Origin of the sequence: Herbaspirillum sp. NPDC101396 (assembly GCF_044767365.1) — a bacterium.
Lineage (GTDB): Bacteria > Pseudomonadota > Gammaproteobacteria > Burkholderiales > Burkholderiaceae_D > Herbaspirillum.
Genome location: NZ_JBIWNT010000004.1, coordinates 380503 through 397378, shown reverse-complemented (window position 1 = coordinate 397378; position 16876 = coordinate 380503). Strand labels below are relative to the sequence as shown.

The 16876-nt window shown below is 60.0% G+C and carries 14 protein-coding genes; 3 read left to right on the top strand and 11 right to left on the bottom strand.

Annotated features, from left to right (window positions below; genetic code table 11):
- Positions 1–25: 25 nt before the first annotated feature.
- Complete coding sequence (locus ACIROY_RS15635) at positions 26–484, top strand: SixA phosphatase family protein (protein WP_402342339.1); 459 nt, start codon at positions 26–28, stop codon at positions 482–484.
- A gap of 108 nt (positions 485–592) precedes the next feature.
- Here ACIROY_RS15635 and ACIROY_RS15630 read toward each other — a convergent pair whose 3' ends face one another.
- From ACIROY_RS15630 to ACIROY_RS15610, 5 genes are all read right to left on the bottom strand, one after another.
- On the bottom strand, positions 593–2329 hold the full coding sequence (locus tag ACIROY_RS15630; RefSeq protein ID WP_402276018.1) for a methyl-accepting chemotaxis protein: 1737 nt from the start codon (positions 2327–2329) through the stop codon (positions 593–595).
- Positions 2330–2864: 535 nt separating this feature from the next.
- A complete protein-coding gene (locus ACIROY_RS15625; protein ID WP_402276015.1) occupies positions 2865–4982 on the bottom strand; it encodes a methyl-accepting chemotaxis protein in 2118 nt (705 codons plus the stop codon).
- Between the two features lie 315 nt (positions 4983–5297).
- A complete protein-coding gene (locus tag ACIROY_RS15620) occupies positions 5298–6344 on the bottom strand; it encodes a glycosyltransferase family 4 protein (RefSeq protein WP_402276013.1) in 1047 nt (348 codons plus the stop codon).
- Positions 6326–7186, bottom strand: a complete 861-nt coding sequence (locus ACIROY_RS15615) for a UDP-2,3-diacylglucosamine diphosphatase (protein ID WP_402276010.1) — start codon at positions 7184–7186, stop codon at positions 6326–6328. Before ACIROY_RS15615 ends, ACIROY_RS15620 begins: the two co-directional genes overlap by 19 nt.
- Positions 7183–7950, bottom strand: coding sequence for a GNAT family N-acetyltransferase (locus ACIROY_RS15610; protein ID WP_402276007.1), 768 nt, complete (start codon positions 7948–7950; stop codon positions 7183–7185). The genes ACIROY_RS15615 and ACIROY_RS15610 overlap by 4 nt, the downstream gene beginning before the upstream one ends.
- A gap of 237 nt (positions 7951–8187) precedes the next feature.
- On the opposite strand from ACIROY_RS15610, the gene ACIROY_RS15605 reads away from it, so the two are divergent.
- Positions 8188–8928, top strand: a complete 741-nt coding sequence (locus ACIROY_RS15605; protein ID WP_402342337.1) for an acetoacetate decarboxylase — start codon at positions 8188–8190, stop codon at positions 8926–8928.
- 47 nt (positions 8929–8975) lie between these two features.
- A complete protein-coding gene (locus ACIROY_RS15600; RefSeq protein WP_402342335.1) occupies positions 8976–9758 on the top strand; it encodes a 3-hydroxybutyrate dehydrogenase in 783 nt (260 codons plus the stop codon).
- A 750-nt stretch (positions 9759–10508) separates the two neighbouring features.
- Here ACIROY_RS15600 and ACIROY_RS15595 read toward each other — a convergent pair.
- From ACIROY_RS15595 to ACIROY_RS15570, 6 genes are all read right to left on the bottom strand, one after another.
- On the bottom strand, positions 10509–11840 hold the full coding sequence (locus ACIROY_RS15595; RefSeq protein WP_402275996.1) for a hemolysin family protein: 1332 nt from the start codon (positions 11838–11840) through the stop codon (positions 10509–10511).
- A 244-nt stretch (positions 11841–12084) separates the two neighbouring features.
- On the bottom strand, positions 12085–12798 hold the full coding sequence (locus ACIROY_RS15590; protein ID WP_402342333.1) for a hypothetical protein: 714 nt from the start codon (positions 12796–12798) through the stop codon (positions 12085–12087).
- Between the two features lie 252 nt (positions 12799–13050).
- Positions 13051–14469, bottom strand: a complete 1419-nt coding sequence (gene hydA, locus ACIROY_RS15585; RefSeq protein ID WP_402342331.1) for a dihydropyrimidinase — start codon at positions 14467–14469, stop codon at positions 13051–13053.
- A gap of 13 nt (positions 14470–14482) precedes the next feature.
- On the bottom strand, positions 14483–15211 hold the full coding sequence (locus tag ACIROY_RS15580; protein ID WP_402275988.1) for an Asp/Glu/hydantoin racemase: 729 nt from the start codon (positions 15209–15211) through the stop codon (positions 14483–14485).
- An 18-nt stretch (positions 15212–15229) separates the two neighbouring features.
- Entirely contained in the window at positions 15230–16021 is a 792-nt protein-coding gene (locus ACIROY_RS15575) for an ABC transporter ATP-binding protein (protein ID WP_116434979.1), read from the bottom strand.
- Positions 16022–16041: 20 nt separating this feature from the next.
- Positions 16042–16857, bottom strand: a complete 816-nt coding sequence (locus ACIROY_RS15570) for an ABC transporter permease (protein ID WP_402275986.1) — start codon at positions 16855–16857, stop codon at positions 16042–16044.
- Positions 16858–16876 lie beyond the last annotated feature (19 nt).

The following is a 16876-nucleotide window of genomic DNA, read 5'->3' as shown; positions in this document are numbered from 1 at the left end:
GCCGATTACCCGGAGGTGAATCCCCATGGAACTGATCTTATGGCGTCATGCCGAAGCGGAACTCGGCGAACCCGATGAAGGCCGCGCCCTCACCGGCAAGGGACACAAGCAGGCCTGGAAGGTTGCCGACTGGCTCGACCGCAACCTGCCGGAAAGCTGCCGCATCCTGGTCAGCCCGGCCACGCGTACCTTGCAGACCGCAGAAGCATTGGGCCGCAAATTCAAAATCCATCCCGACCTGGCGCCCGACAAGAGTCCGCAGGACCTGCTCGCCGCCGCCAACTGGCCCGACAGCCGCGAACCGGTTCTGATCATCGGGCATCAACCGACGCTGGGCCTGGTGGCCGCGCAACTGATCGGCGGCCAACCGCAGGAATGGTCGATCCGCAAGGCCAACGTGTGGTGGATCGCCCAGCGCGAACGCGGCGACATCACCACTAATTACTTACGTGCAGTGATGGCGCCGGACCTGATTTCCAAATAGGTCAAATAGCTCAAATAAGCCAGATAGGCCAAATAAAAAAGGCTGCTCATCGAGCAGCCTTTTTTTACGACCGACCTGAGCATTCAGGTTGGAACCCATCAGAACTGATCAGAACTCTTCCCAGCTGCCTTCGTCCTGCGGCACGGCAGGACGCTTCGGCGTCGGCGCCAGGGTGGTCTTGCGCGCTGCCGCCGGCTTGATCGCCGGAGCTGCATGCGTTGCGGTCTCGGTTGCCAGTTCCAACGGCGGATTGACGGTCTTCAGCATCGACGGGGTATTCGCGGCCTGCGCAGCGAAGACAGCGTTGTCGATCTTGAAGACACCAACCGCGCGCGCCAACAGATCGGCCTGCTCCTGCAGACTCTCGGCCGCCGCAGCAGCTTGTTCGACCAGCGCCGCATTCTGCTGCGTGATTTCATCGATCTGCGCGATGGCGCCGTTGACTTCGGCAATGCCCGCGCTCTGTTCCTTGCTGGCGGCGGTGATCTCGCCCATGATGTCGGCCACGTGCTTGACCGACGTCACGATCTCGCTCATGGTCACGCCAGCTTCATCGACCAGCTTGCCGCCGGCGTCGACCTTGCTGACCGAGTCGCCGATCAGAGTCTTGATTTCCTTGGCGGCCGAAGCCGAACGTTGCGCCAGGCTGCGAACTTCGGACGCGACCACGGCAAAGCCGCGACCTTGCTCACCGGCGCGCGCGGCTTCAACCGCAGCATTCAACGCGAGAATATTGGTCTGAAACGCGATGCCATCGATGACCCCGATGATGTCGACGATCTTGCGCGAGCTTTCCTTGATCGAACCCATGGTCTGCACCACGTCGCCGACCACCTTGCCGCCCTTGACTGCATAGTCGGAGGCCGACATCACCAGCTGGTTGGCCTGGTGTGCATTCTCGGCGTTCTGCTTGACTGTCGAGGTCAGTTGCTCCATCGAGCTGGCGGTTTCTTCCAGGCTGGATGCCTGCGATTCAGTACGGTTCGACAGGTCGGCGTTGCCGGTGGCGATTTCTTGCGACGCCACTGCGATGATGGCCGCACTCTGCTTGATTTCATTGACGGTCGCCGCCAACTTGGTCTGCATCGTATTGAGCGAATGCACCAGCTGGCCCGCTTCGTCGTGGCTCTTTTCTTCCACGGTCTGGGTCAGGTCGCCGCTGGCGATGGTTTCGGTGATCTTGCCGGCGCGTAGCAGCGGCGCCGTGATGGTGCGGGTAATCGACCAGGTGAAGAAGGCGCCCAGCAACAGCGTCACCAGTCCGATCACGATCATGCCGATCTGGCCGCTGCGATAGCTGCTTTGGAAGTCGACATAAGCTGCCGACATGTCTTCCTGCTGATACGCGGCGAGTGCGGCCACGCTGGCCATCCACTTGTCGTAGGACGGCAGGAAATCGCTCTTGAGGAGTTGGGCGGCGTCGAAGTAATTGCCGCCGCCGACCATTTCACGAATTTTCTCGACGATCGGGAACAGCACCTTGCGTTCAGCGGCGGACGCCGTCAGCAGCGTCTTGCCCTTGTCGGTGGAAGTCAGTTTGGTGAGCTGGCCTTCATAGCCCGCATAGGCTTGCAGGATCTTGGCCAGGCGCTGGTTTTCCTGCTGGCCTTCGGCGGCGTCGGTAGGCGTCACCACCTTGCGCAATGCCAGCGCCAAGGCGCTGCCGGATTCGCGCATGCTCATCGCTGCGGTCATGCTGGCGACCTTCTGGTCGATGATGTAGGCGCTGCTGCGTTCCATCTCGGTCATGCGCCACAGGCCGTTGAGCAGGATCGCCGCTGCGCAGAGCAAAACGAGACAGAATCCCAGTGCAAGACGTGCACCAATTTTGATATTTGAAATCATAACGCTCAACTTCCCCTGATAAAAAACTGCCGTCCCTGAAGATGCAAATCGCTGGATATATCCACTACTTGCTGTCGTCGGCAGATCGAACCCGGTTGCACCGGCGCACGGTCTACCTTGTTTCGTCAGCAGGATTCATGCCTGCCTGCATATTTTTTATTGTACGGGTTTCATCCCGATTTTTCTTGGCGTGAAGCAATATTTATTGATCGGGAAAACGCGGTGCGCCAAGGCGAGATATCTCTGCCTCGGCTGCCCCGTATCGTCGTGAATGCCGCGTCTGCGCGCGTGGTCTGTTCCGGCGTTTCATTGTCCTTTGTACTGTGCCGCATCTTAGATAAGCGCCGAAAACAAGGCTAATGCTTTGTGCGCATGCAACTATACTTTTATCGCATAGTTGTCTTAAACGCAATCAGGACGCACGAAAGCGGCGCATCACGCGGGCAAAAATGCATGAAAAAAGCCCGCACGGCGGACCTTGCGAGCTCATTCGTTTTTCCTTGGTCAGCGCAACATGCTGCGCTTGCAACAGCGTTTAGAATTCTTCCCATTCATTGGCGCCGCCGGCTTCCACCGGTTTGGACACCGTTCGCGGCGCAGGCTTGCCGGTGGCTTTCAGCGCCGAGGTTTTTGCCGCTGCCGGCAACTTCGCCGGGGCGGAGGACGAAGGCGGACGCGAGGGCGCCGGCAAGGAAATCACCGGCTTATGCTGCGCTTCCGCGGGCGTGATGCGGAACACGCTGACTGCCTTGGCCAGCACGTCAGCCTGTTCCTGCAAACTCTCGGCGGCAGCAGCGGCCTGCTCCACCAGCGCGGCGTTCTGCTGCGTGATTTCATCCATCTGCGTGATGGCGCGATTGACTTCTTCGATACCGGTGCTCTGCTCCTGGCTGGCCGCCGTGATCTCGCCCATGATGTCGGCAACGTGTTTGACCGAGGTCACGATCTCGCCCATCGTTGCGCCGGCTTCATCGACCAGCTTGCCGCCGGCGTCGACCTTGCCGACCGAGTCGCTGATCAGTTCCTTGATCTCCTTCGCCGCGGACGCCGACCGTTGCGCGAGACTGCGCACTTCCGACGCCACCACGGCGAAGCCGCGTCCCTGCTCGCCGGCGCGCGCCGCTTCCACCGCCGCGTTCAATGCCAGGATGTTGGTCTGGAAAGCGATGCCGTCGATCACGCTGATGATGTCGACGATCTTGCTTGAACTCTCCTTGATCGAACCCATGGTCTGCACCACGTCGCCGACCACCTTGCCACCTTTGACCGCCAGCTCGGAAGCCGAGGTCACCAGCGAATTGGCCTGGCGCGCGTTGTCGGCATTCTGGCGTACGGTGGACGTCAGTTCTTCCATCGAACTGGCGGTTTCCTCCAGGCTCGAGGCCTGCGATTCGGTGCGGCTGGACAAGTCGGCGTTGCCCGTGGCGATTTCTTTCGACGCCACATGAATCACGTCGATGCTGGTGCGTACGTCGCTGACGATGTGCACCAGGCTGCCGGTCATGTCGTTGAGCGCGTGCAGCAGCTGCGCCGACTCATCGCTGCCCGTCACCACTGCACGCGAAGTGAGGTCGCAGGAAGCCACACGCTGCGCCATCGCCACCGATTCCGACATCGGCACGGTGATCGAACGCGACAGCATGTAGCCGACCCAGGCGGCAAACAGGGCCAGCGCGCCGATGCCGCCGAGCAGCCAGATTTCCATGCGGCGCAATTGCGCGGTCTGCTGGCCGAGTGTGTTTTCGAGGCTGCCGATGACTGCGTCGACGACCTTGAACTGGGCGTCAATGGCTTCGGTGAATTTGCCGAAATATTCCTGCGGTGGAAACTCCAGGTTCTCCGTCTTCAGGACCTTTTCATCGGCCAGGGCGATGACGGCGGCAGCCTGCTTCCTGGCGTCGTCCACTGTCGCGCCGAGCACGCTCTTGAGCGAGGCGTTGATCAGGAAGGCTTGCTGGAACAACTGATCGGCTTGCCTCAGGCGCTCGACGGCACCCTGGCGAGGGCTGATGATCGCCAGTTTGTCGTCGGCTGTGGCGACCTTTTTTCCGAGTATGGCGGAACCCCGCGCGCGCATCTTCCCAAGCTCCTCGGTCAACAGCGGAAGCGCCACGAAACCGCCGGTGATCAGCTTCGAACTGTCGAGGTCGGGATCGAGACTGAGCCTGAAGTCGTCGAGGATGAGGTCGTTGATCTCAAACAGCTTCGCGATGTTATCGCTATGTCCGCTGAAACTCTGCGGCCCGGTCACCTGCCCCGCAGCGACGCCGTCGCGCAAGGCATTCCACGCTGTCACGACGGTGGCGAGACTCTGTCCGATTGCCGGATTGCGCGCACCGCCGTCCTTGAGTTGCGTCTGCAGGTTCTGTAGCGCCTGGCCGACTTCCTGCGCCTTGGCCTGCCGTTGCGCGGCGACCGTGGCATTGCCTCCCAACAGGACCGCCGACATGCCGCGATGCTGCTGCATCAGCTGCATGGAACGCAGCAAGGCGCGCGCCGGCACCACGCCTTTCATTTCCAGGGTCTTGTGAGCGATCACGCCTTCTGCGCTGATGATGTACAACGTGGTCGGCACGCCGAACAAGGCGAGACCGATAACGCCAAGCAGAGCGAATTTTTTCCACAGCTGCAATCTGGCAAACAGATTTTTCATGACTCCCCCCAATGATGTTTCCGTAAAGCATCGCCGGCAAATGACTACATCGGACAACAGGACAATGAAGCGGACTTCATCTTGCGCACTTTATGTGTTTTATATGGAAACGGCCGTATTGCAAGCAACTTGACCCGCCAGCCGGTACGCAAAAAACATACCGGACCGCGCCGGTGGGGGCTGCAGGGGAGCATGAGGAAAGGAGATCGTGAAAAGCCCGCTTGTTCGGGCGTATCGAAACAGCAACGCCAGCCCCATGGCGGAGATGGCGTTACTGAGGATCAGCGCATGCCGAGGGGGAAATCCGGAGCGGACTTATCGGGAATCATGCAGGACGGCATCGCCCAACTCCACCGGGGTCGCGCTGCGGGCATAGTGCAGATGCTGCAGAAATTGCTGGGTGGCAGCATCCCACGAATACGTCATTGCATGCGCACGCACGTCGTCGCGCGACAGCTGCATGGCGTCCATGCAGGCGACGTCGAGTTCTTCGTTCAAAGCGCCGGAGAATCCGTTGGCCACGACATCGATCGGTCCCTCGACCGGATACGCCGCGACCGGTACGCCGCAAGCCATGGCTTCGGCCAGCACCAGTCCGAAGGTGTCGGTGCGGCTGGGGAACACGAACACGTCGGCGCAGTTGTAATACGCCGGCAATTCGTCATGGCCTTTGGCGCCGAGGAAGCGCACCTCCGGATAACGCTGTTCGAGCTCCTCGCGTTGCGGACCGTCGCCGATCACCCATTTGGAACCGGGCAGATCGAGCTTGAGGAAGGCTTCGATGTTCTTTTCGACGGCGACGCGTCCGACATACAGGAACAGCGGTCGCACGATGCAGGCATGGTCTTCCGCCGCCGGCCTGAAATGCTCGGTGTCGACGCCGCGGCCCCACAGGGCGACGTTGCGGAAACCATTCTTTTCCAACGATTCCTTCATCTTCGGCGTCGGCACCATGATCGCTTTGGACGGACCGTGGAACCAGCGCATCAACCGATAGGTCAGCGCCTTTGGCAACAGCTTGCGTGCGCTCAGGTATTCCGGGAAACGCGTGTGATACGCGGTGGTGAAATCGAGCTTGTTCCTGAGGCAATAGCGGCGTGCCGCCAGACCCATCGGACCTTCAGTGGAGATGTGGATGCAGTCCGGCTTGAAAGCGTCCAGCGCGGCGGCGATCTTGGCATACGGCTTGTAGGCCAGCCGTATTTCGGGATAAGTCGGGCAGGCGAACGTGCGGAAATCGCGCGGTGCCAGCATCAGTACTTCGTGGCCTTTGTTGCGCAGGCATTGTTGCGTTGCCCGCAGAGTGTTGACTACGCCATTGACTTGCGGTTCGCCCGCGTCGCTTACGATGGCAATGCGCATAAATCTTCTACTCCGGCTAATTTCGAACTCTTCTTCAATTGCATGATTTCGCCCCAGGTCACCAGGCGCAATTCGCCGGCTTCATCTTCCACCAAGGCCGACAGGCTTTCCACCCAGTCGCCGTCGTTGCAGTAGGTGATGCCGTTGATGTCGCGGATTTCCGGTTTGTGGATGTGGCCGCAGATGACGCCGTCGAGGCCTTTCTTGGAGGCTTCGGCAGCCAGCGCATCTTCAAACGAGGTGATGTAGTTGACCGCGTTCTTGACCTTGCCCTTGAGGTATTGCGACAGCGACCAGTACGGCAAGCCGGCACGTGCGCGCCAGCTGTTGAACCACTGGTTGAACTTGAGGATCATGGTGTACAGATTGTCGCCGACGTAGGCAAGCCACTTGGCGCAGGCGATGACGCCGTCGAAGCGGTCGCCATGGATCACCAGCATGCGCTTGCCATTCGCCGTGGTGTGCACCAGTTCGTCGCGGATCTTGATGCCGCCGAAGTCGAGGTCGATGAATTGACGGATGACTTCGTCGTGATTGCCCGGCACGAAAATGACATTGGTGCCCTTCTTGGCTTTCTTGAGCACCGTCTGCACCACGTTGTTGTGGCTTTGTTCCCAGTACCAGCGGCGTTTTAGCTGCCAGCCGTCGATGATGTCGCCGACCAGGTACAGCGTCTCGGACTCGGTGGCGCGCAGGAATTCCAGCAGTCGTTGCGCCTGGCATCCCGGCGTGCCGAGATGCACGTCCGAGATCCAGATGGTGCGGAAATGGAGAGGATCGCGTTTCGTTCCCAGAGCGGCGTCTATACCGTTGGCATCCAGAAATTGATCGCGTGATTTCATGCGGCTCTCGATTCTTTCAGGTAATGGCGGGCGTAGCGGCCATCCAGCTTGGCCAACGGCAGCAGCAGGAAGAAATCAGCCGAATGGAAATCAGGATCCCAGGCCGGTTCGCCGCAGACCCAGGCGCCGCTGCGCAAGTAGCCGCGCAACAGCGGCGGCACTTGCGGCTGGTGGCCGGCTTCGCGCTCTTCGATCGGGAAGGCGGTGTGCGGCGTGACGCTGTACTCTTGCGGCGCCATGTTGTTTTCACGGAAGGCGTGATACAGCGCCGCCGCATTGTGGCCGCCGTCGGCCAGGCTGACGCTGGCGCAACCCATCAGGTAATCGCAGCGCTCTTTGCGCATGAAGTCGGCGATGCCGGCCCACAGCAGCATGATGACGGCGCCACTGCGGTAATCCGGATGGATGCAGGCGCGGCCGGCTTCGCAGATGACGTTGCGGATATTGTCGAGGCGGCTCAGGTCAAATTCCTGTTCCGAGTAGAACTTGCCCATGCGGCGTGCGGCATGCGGGCTCATCACGCGGTAGGTGCCGACCACGCTCAGGGTCTTGTTGTCGCGCACGATCAGATGGTCGCAGTAGTCGTCGAATTCGTCCTTGTCGAGACCTTCTGCATTGGCCAGCGCCGACAGGTTCATCGTTTCGATGAAGACCTTGTAGCGCAGACGCTGTACTTCGCGAACTTCTTCCGGCGTGGTGGCCAGACTCAGGGACAGTTTGGAAGAACTGGGGTTAGCATCTGCCGGGGTGGAAAGCAGTCTCATGCATCGTCCTTTTTCAGTTGACAACGGTGCAGAGCGTAACTGCCGATTATTTCAGGCCAATGACACCTGAACACAGCATGGCGCGATAGCAACACCAGTGCGGCTGTCAGCCTCCAGCAAGCTTTACAGGGCGACAAGAGTCGGTAAAGAGGTGAACTTTATGCAATCGTTTCCCTCGAACTGGCAAGAGCGAATTACCGCCTCGCTTCACTTCCATCCCCCGCAGAGAAAGACGCCATGACTGAAGACGAAATCCGTCGCAATGCTTTCGCCATGCCCCTCCACAACCCGGCGTTCCCGCGCGGGCCTTATCGCTTCGTCGATCGCGAGTTCCTGATCATCACCTACCGCACCGATCCGGATGCGCTCAGGAAGATCATTCCCGCGCCATTGCAATTCGTCGAGCCGATCGTCAAGTTCGAATTCATCAACATGCCCGACTCAACCGGCTTCGGTCATTATTGCGAGTCGGGACAGGTGATTCCGGTCACGCTCAACGGCGTCGCCGGCGGTTATGTGCACAGCATGTACCTCAACGACCATCCGCCGATTGCGGGCGGACGCGAGCTGTGGGGTTTCCCGAAAAAACTCGGCACGCCCGAGCTGCGGGTGCACACCGACACGCTGGTCGGCACGCTGGATTACAGCGACTTCCGCATCGCCACCGGCACCATGGGATTCAAGCATCGCGCGCTCGACCACGAGGGGGTGGCGAAGACGCTGGGGTCACCCAGTTTCCTGCTGAAGATCATTCCCCACGTCGACGGCACACCGCGCATCTGCGAACTGGTACAGTACAGTCTGTCCGACATCACCATCAAGGGCGCCTGGACCGGTCCCGGCGCGCTCGACCTGCATTCGCATGCACTGGCGCCGATTGCCGACCTGCCGGTGCTGGAAGTCATCTCCGCGGTGCACATCTTGTCTGACCTGACTTTGCCGCTGGGCACGGTCGCTTACGATTATCTTGCTAAATAGTTTTTTAGTATTTTGTTTAATATTTTTGCTTAACAAAAAGGAACGTCATGGTACTCAAAGATAAAGTCGCTCTGATCACAGGCGCAGCCAGCGGTATCGGCAAAGAAATCGCCATTGAATACGCCAAGGCCGGCGCCAAGGTCGTCATCGCCGATCTGGCGCTGGACGCTGCCAAGGCCGCTGCCGAAGAGATCAACAAGAGCGGCGGCACCGCAATGGCCGTCGCCATGAACGTGGTCGACGAAGCGCAGGTCGACAAGGGTATCGCCGACGCGGTGGCTGCCTACGGCACGCTCGACATCCTGATCAGCAACGCCGGCATCCAAATCATCGCTCCGATCGTCGACAGCACGCTGGAAAACTGGCGCAAGATGCTGGCGATCCACCTCGACGGCGCCTACCTGACCACCCGCGCCGCAATGCGCGCGATGATCAAGGCCGGCAAGGGTGGCTCGATCATCTACATGGGTTCGGTGCATTCGCACGAAGCCTCGCCGCTGAAGGCGCCGTACGTCACCGCCAAGCACGGCCTGATCGGCCTGGCCAAAGTGGTCGCCAAGGAAGGCGCGAAGGACAAGATCCGCTCGAACGTGATCTGTCCGGGCTTCGTCCGTACGCCGCTGGTGGAGAAGCAGATTCCCGAGCAGGCCAAGGAACTGAATATCAGCGAAGACGACGTGATCAAGAAGGTGATGTTGAAAGATACCGTGGACGGTGAATTCACCACGACGGCGGATGTGGCGCAGACGGCGGTATTCCTCGCGGCGTTTCCTACCAATGCGCTTACCGGGCAGTCGGTGGTGGTTAGCCATGGGTGGTTTATGCAGTAAGCTGATTCGCTTACTGGATGATGAAGAGGCCGCCTTTATTGGCGGCTTTTTTTGTTCTGTTGTTCCGACTTCTGTTTGTAGGTAGCTTCTATTGTTTGTTCTTCGGACTACCCTGCCGGGGGTAGCCCGGCGGCTACTCACTTTTCTTGTCTCGCCAAGAAAAGTAAGCAAAAGAAGCGACCGCTGGTTCGTAGCCCCCTTCGGGGGTTCCCGGCGTCGTCAGGCACAAATCGGGAGGGGAAACAAACTCGCTGCGCTCAGACAAGTTTCCCCTCTTTATCCGATTTGCACCTGCCGCCACCGGCTACTCGCAAGCGGACTTCCAGACTGGCTCGCTTCGCATCGCCAGGGCGACGGAGATGGAACGACGGTCGAAGTTCTTCGCCATCATTAAAAAAAACGAAAGAATAAGAATCACGATGCCGAAGGCGAACCCCCCAAGGCAATGCGAAGCGAGCCGAAGAAGAATTCCGCTTATGAGTCGCCGTTGGTGACGCGCACAAATCGGAAAAAGAAGGGAAACTTGTCTGAGCGTAGCGAGTTTGTTTCCCTTCCCGATTTGTGCGTGGCATCAACGGGAACCCCGCGCAGCGGGGCGGCGAATCGCGGTCGCCTTTCTTTGCTTACTTTCTTTGGCGAAGCAAAGAAAGTGAGTAGCCGCCGGGCTACCCCCGGCAAGCGTTGATCGAAGAAAGAACAGCATCAGAAACGCACAGCAAGCAAGTCGGAACAAAACACAGAGAGAAAAACCTATCCCTCCATCTCCCCCACCCACTCCCCATCCTGCATCTTCGGATAAACCTTCACCAACAAAATCTTCGGCCCCTTCATCTTCTTGACCACAATGTCAAAAGCATGAAACTCGACCTTCTGCCCTTCTTTCGGCACCTCGCCCAGCTTCTCCATGACCAGTCCGCCGACCGAATCGACCGTCTCGTCGTATTCGAGGTCAATGCCCAGCATGTGCTCCAGCGTCACGATAGGCAGACTGCCCTTGCCCAGCAAAGTCCCGTCATCCTGCCGCGTCCACTCATTGGAAGTATGACGAAACTCGTCACGAATCTCGCCCACCAGCACGCTCAGCAGATTGTCGAGCGTGACGAAGCCCAAGGGTGTCTGCCCCTTGCGGCCGATGATCGCGAAGTGCGGCGAACCGGTGCGGAAGCGGCGCAGCAGCTCTTGCGCCGACAGGCTCGGTGAAATGTATTGGACCGGACGCAGGTACTGGCGCAGGTCGACGATGGCCTTGCCGTCCTGCTGCGCAATGAAGACGTCCTTCAGATGCAGCAGGCCCAGCACCTCCTGCTGCTCGGCATCGAAAAACGGATAGCGGCTGAAACGGTTGCGATAAATGATCTGCATGTTTTCTTCATGCGTATTGGCCGCGCTCAGCGCGACGATCTCGTTGGCCGGACGCATCAGGTCCATCACCTTGAGGTCGCCGAAATCGAGCGACTGCGCCAGCACGCTCCACTCCTGCGGCGTGAACTTGCCGGTCTTGCCGCCGGAGCGCAGGATCAGCTTGAGTTCGTCGGAGGAATAGTGCGAATCATGCCCATGCACGCCGCCCAGGCCGGTAATGCGCAGCACCCAGTTGGCGCTCAGGTTCAGCAGCCAGATTGCCGGATACATGGTCCAGTAAAAACCGTACAGCGGCATCGCGCACCACAGGCCGATGCGCTCCGGGTTGCGGATCGCCATCGACTTCGGCGCCAGCTCGCCGACCACGATATGAAGGAAGGAAATGATCACGAAGGCGAACACGAAGGAGACGCCGTGGATCAGTTCGGGCGAACTCACGCCGAGCAAGGCGAACAAGGGTTCGAGCAGGCTGGCAAAGGCGGGTTCGCCGATCCAGCCGAGGCCCAGCGACGCCAGCGTGATGCCGAGCTGGCAGGCCGACAGGTAAGCGTCGAGTTGATTATGGACAGTCGCCAGTATGCGTCCGCGCAAACCTTGCGTCTTGACGATGGCTCTGATGCGGGTCTGGCGCAGTTTGACCAGACCGAATTCTGCTGCGACGAAAAAACCGTTCAGCGCGACCAGAAAGAGGGCCGCGACGATCAGCAATATGTTTTCCAACGAGGGTACCTATTGAGTAGTAAAGAAAGTGCGCCTGCCGAAGAACAGCTAACAAAACAGCGCGAAGTCCGACGGGCCGGGCCGCGGAAGCGCAATGAAGAAATCGCAAGCGGGGAAAACTGCGAAGGTTTTGTTAGCTGCTCTTGCATGTTGCTGCAAGCACAAGACGTAATTTACCACGAGACGACGCGCGACAAGAGCTCTTGTCAGGAAACCATGTCAATCCGGCAAAAGAAAAAGCGCCTCAGCGTTTCAGTTCAGGCGTGATGAAACGCAGTCCGAGCACGACATAGCGGCCGCGCGTGTCGGCGCCGAAGGTATTGCCATAGGTGAGGTCGAGTTCGACGTGTTCCGGCACCAGCGCCGCCCGCACGCCGGCCTGGTAGGACGGCTTGCCCTTGTTCTCGCCGAACACTTCGCCGATGAACGAGAGCCGGTCGATCAGCTTCGTCTCATTGCCGAGACCCCAGGTCAGGCGCGTGGTCTGCTCCTTGCCTTTGCGAATCGCGCCCAGGTTGGTGTGCAACAGGAACGCGTCGTCCTTGAACGAGAACGAAGTCAGCAGCTTGGAATAGACATTCCACGAACGCTTGCGCCCATCGTCGCCGCTGTCGGTCTGGCGCACCACGCCGGCCAGCATGCCGACGCCATAGCTGTCCGGCGACATTTCGCGGAACACGGTCTTGCCTTGCAACTGGCTATTGGCCAGGTACATGCCGGTACCGTCGCGCTGCCAGGAATTACCCCATGAGACTTCCAGGTTGCCGGTCAGGTTGCATGACGGATTGAGCCAGCGCTCGGTGCCGTCGCGATTGAATTTGCCCCAGGCTTCGAGCTGGCATTTGTCGGCGCCGAGCACTTGCGCGTCGTCGACGTTCATTGCGCCGGCGGCGAACGCCGACTGCATCCCCAGCAATCCGTGGACGGCCACGGCTGCAATGATGATTTGTTTTTTCATGGATTACCCGTCTTCAAAAATCTGACGCAATCAGGAAGACGTTGCGTCCGGCGTGATGCTAGCACCATGCTTCCGGCGCGAGCAATCGGAAAACGAATGCGAGCCGGAGATTTCGAAATACGTGGGCAGAATAACCACAAAGACATGCGCTGGTCACACTGGCCATACACGGAAGTGCGACCAGCACGTCGAAGAAATACTGAATTGAGAGTGCTTATCGTTTACGAGCAAGGATTGCCCTGCGGCACCCGCTCAGCGCTTGCGCGGACGCGCCGGATCCGGCAAACCGCACTTGAGAAACTCACCGCGACCGATGGCTCCCTGCGGATCCTTGCCGTCATACACCACCTCGCCGCGCGACAGCGTGGTCACCGGCCAGCCGGTCACCGCCACGCCTTCATATGGCGTGTAGTCGACGTTGTGATGCAGGTCGGCATTGGCGATCACGACCTCCTTGTGCGGATCCCAGATGGCGATGTCGGCATCGCCGCCGATGGCGATGGTGCCCTTCTGCGGATACAAGCCATACATCTTGGCCGGGTCGGTCGCCGTCAGTGCGACGAAGCGGTTGAGGTCGATGCGGCCCTTGCCGACGCCCTCCGAGAACAGCAAGGGCAGACGCGTCTCCAGTCCCGGCGTGCCGTTCGGGATATAGCGGAACGGCACTTCCTTCCCACCCGGCATCTTGCCCTTGGGATCGGCGTAGCGGAACGGCGCATGGTCCGACGAGAACACCGTGAACAAGCCGTTGGCCAGGCCGTCCCAGATGTGCTGCTGGTTTTCCTTGTCGCGCGGCGGCGGGCTGCAGATGCATTTGGCGCCGTGATAGCCCTCCTGATCGAGATCGTCGGCAGTCAGCATGAAATACTGCGGGCAAGTCTCGGCATAGATGCGCAGGCCGTGACCATGCGCCCAGCGGATCTGCTCGATGGCTTCCTTGCCCGAGACGTGCACAATCAGGATCGGCACGTCGACCAGTTCGGACAGCGCGATCGCACGATGCGTCGCTTCGCGCTCGACCAGCATCGGCCGTGAGGTCGCGTGATACTTGGGCGCGGTCAATCCGGCGTCTTCCAGTTGCTCGGTGAGCCACGCAATGCAGTCGGCGTTTTCGGCATGGATCATCACCATGGCGCCTTCACGCCGCGCGATGGCCAGCACGTCGATGATCTGACGATCATTCAATTTGAGATCGTCATAGGTCATGTAGATCTTGAACGAGGTATAGCCTTCGCTGATCAGTTGCGGCAACTCTTCCTTCAGGACCTTTTCGGTCGGGTCGCTGACGATCATGTGAAAGGCGTAGTCGATCACGGCCTTGCCTTCGGCGCGGCGATGGTAATCCTCCACTGCCGCACGCAACGACTGGCCCTTGGCTTGTGCCGCAAACGGAATCACCGTCGTGGTGCCGCCGCATGCCGCCGAGATCGTGCCGCTGCGAAAATCGTCGGCCATCTCCAGCCCCTCTTCCATTGGCTGGTCGAGATGGCAATGACTGTCGACGCCGCCCGGCAGCACCAGCTTGCCGGCGGCATCGATTTCTTTCTTGCCGGGCGCAAGATTACGCCCCAGCGCCACAACCTTGCCGCCGACGACGCCGACATCGCATTGCATGATGTCGGATGCGGTGGCGACGGTGCCGTTGCGGATTACCAGATCAAAGTCTTCCATGTTCGGCTCCGCCCTAAACAACATCGCGGAACAAACTGCCCCAATTGCGGATGCGCGACGGGTCTGACCCGGCCTGTTTGAGCGACTTCCACACCACGGTGGAGATAGTGTCGTAGATCGGGATGCCGACTTCGCGTTCCAGCTCTTCGACCAGCGGCGCGCCGCGCAGGTTGGTGCAGAAGATGGTGATGGCCTGCGGCTTTTCCTTGGCGACCTCGCGCACCATGGCGCGCAGCTCGTCGGCGCCGACTTCGGAGAAAGAGAAATTGTCCTGCTTCCGCAGATGACGCTCGGCGATGCATTCCATGCCGGATGCCGCATAGTTCTTGATGATCGCCGCCTGCACGTCGTCCAGGTAAGGCGTCACCAGGCCGAAGCGCTTGACGCCGGTGATGTCGAAAATCTCATTCAATGCCAGCACCGAGGTGCAGGCCGGAATGCCGGTCGCTTCGGTGATGCGCTTGCACAGGCGTTCGTCGGCGTCGAAACCGAGCCAGCCCGACGAGGTTCCGTTCCAGCCTATGCTTTGCACCTTGGCGTGCGACAGCAGTTCGGCCGCACGCAGGATTTCGCTGTCGTCGAATTGCGCCAGCGCCTGGTTCGACAGGGCGATCTCGGTCACGCGGAAGCGGCCGAAGTGCGCGCTGGCTTCCGGGATGTCGGCGATCATTGCGGTGGTGACCGGCTCCAGCGTGGTGTTGGAGGACGGCGTCAGCATGCCGAGCAGAGTACGTTGAGTCATGATGATTTCCTTGAAATTCTATGCGGCGATTTTGACTGCGTCGGCATGGGCGAGCGCGGATTCTTCTCGGATCAGGCTCAGCACATGGCGTTTGTATTGGTTGAACTCAGCGCTCGTGGTGTCGCGCGGCCGCGCCAGGTCGATGTCGATGAGGTCGCGGATGCGGCCAGGGCGATGCGTCATGACGGCTACCTTGGTCGCCAGCACCAGCGCTTCATCGACGCTGTGCGTGACGAACACGATCGTACCCTCATAACGCTGCCACAGCGTGACCAGCTCTTCCTGCATTTCCATCTTGGTCTGCGCATCGAGCGCAGCGAACGGCTCGTCCATCAGGATCACCGACGGATTCTGCAACAGCGCGCGGGCGATGCCGACACGCTGCGCCATGCCGCCCGATAGCTCGGCCGGGAAGTGATTTTCAAAGCCCTTGAGCTTCACCGTTTCGATAAATGGCTGAGCGGCGGCGCGGCGTTCGGCGGCGCTCTTGCCTTGCAGCTTGAGCGAGAACGCGATGTTGTCCCACACCGGCAGCCACGGCATCAGGTTGGCCTGCTGGAACACCATGCCGCGGTCGGCGCCGGGAGCGCTGATCGGCTTGCCGTCCACGATCACGCTGCCCGAGGTCGGATGCTCGAAGCCGGCGATCATGTTCAGCAGCGTCGACTTGCCGCAACCGGACGGGCCGAGCAGGCAGAGGAATTCCTTCTTCTCCAGGCTCAGCGTGACGTTGTCGATGGCGAGCATGTCGGTGCCACGCTTCTTGTCCTTGAAGACCTTGACGATATTGTTCAGTTCGATGAATGCCATGTTGTTCTCCTTGCTCAGTCTTATGCCTTGCCCTGCACCGTCGCCACGTGCTGCCAGCGCAGTACCGAATTCATGATCAGTTTCAGGATCAGGTCGGCCAGGTAGCCGAGCAAACCGATGCTGATCATGGCCGCGATCACCAGGTCGTAGCGCAGGAAGTAATACGAATCCCACAGCGCGTAACCGAGACCGCTCTTGACCGCCACCATCTCCGCCGTCACCGTCAGCATCCAGGCGCTGCCGATGCCGATGCGCAGACCCGCGAAGATGCTCGGCATCGCCGCCGGCAGGATCACGAAACGCAGCAACTGGCTCTGGTTGGCGCCGGCCATCGCCGCTGCACGCAACAGATTGCGGTCGGAGGTTTTGACGCCGTGCACGGTGTTCATCAGGATGGGAAAGAACGCGCCCAGGAACACCAGGAAAATCGCCGGCTTGTTGGCAATGCCGAACCAGATGATCGCCAGCGGAATCCACGACACCGGCGGAATCGGCCGCAGCATCTGCACGGTCGGCTCGATGGCTTTCTCCACCCAGCGCCACCAGCCGATCGCCACGCCCAGCGCAATGCCGGAAATCGCCGCGATCAGATAGCCGGCCGTGACCCGCATGCAGCTGGCCATGGCGTCGAAGATCCAGCGGCCGCTGCTGTCCTGGGCTGCTTCGCTATAACCGAAGATCCAGTCCATCCAGGTCGCGAACACCCGCGACGGCGCCGGCAGCAAGGAAGCAGGGATCGCTCCCGAACGGGAAAACGCTTCCCAGAACAACACCAGAAAAATCGGTACGGCGAACCGCCACTTCGCCTCCGACAAGGAGCGCATCAAACCATTCATTGTGATCACCTGCTTTCTA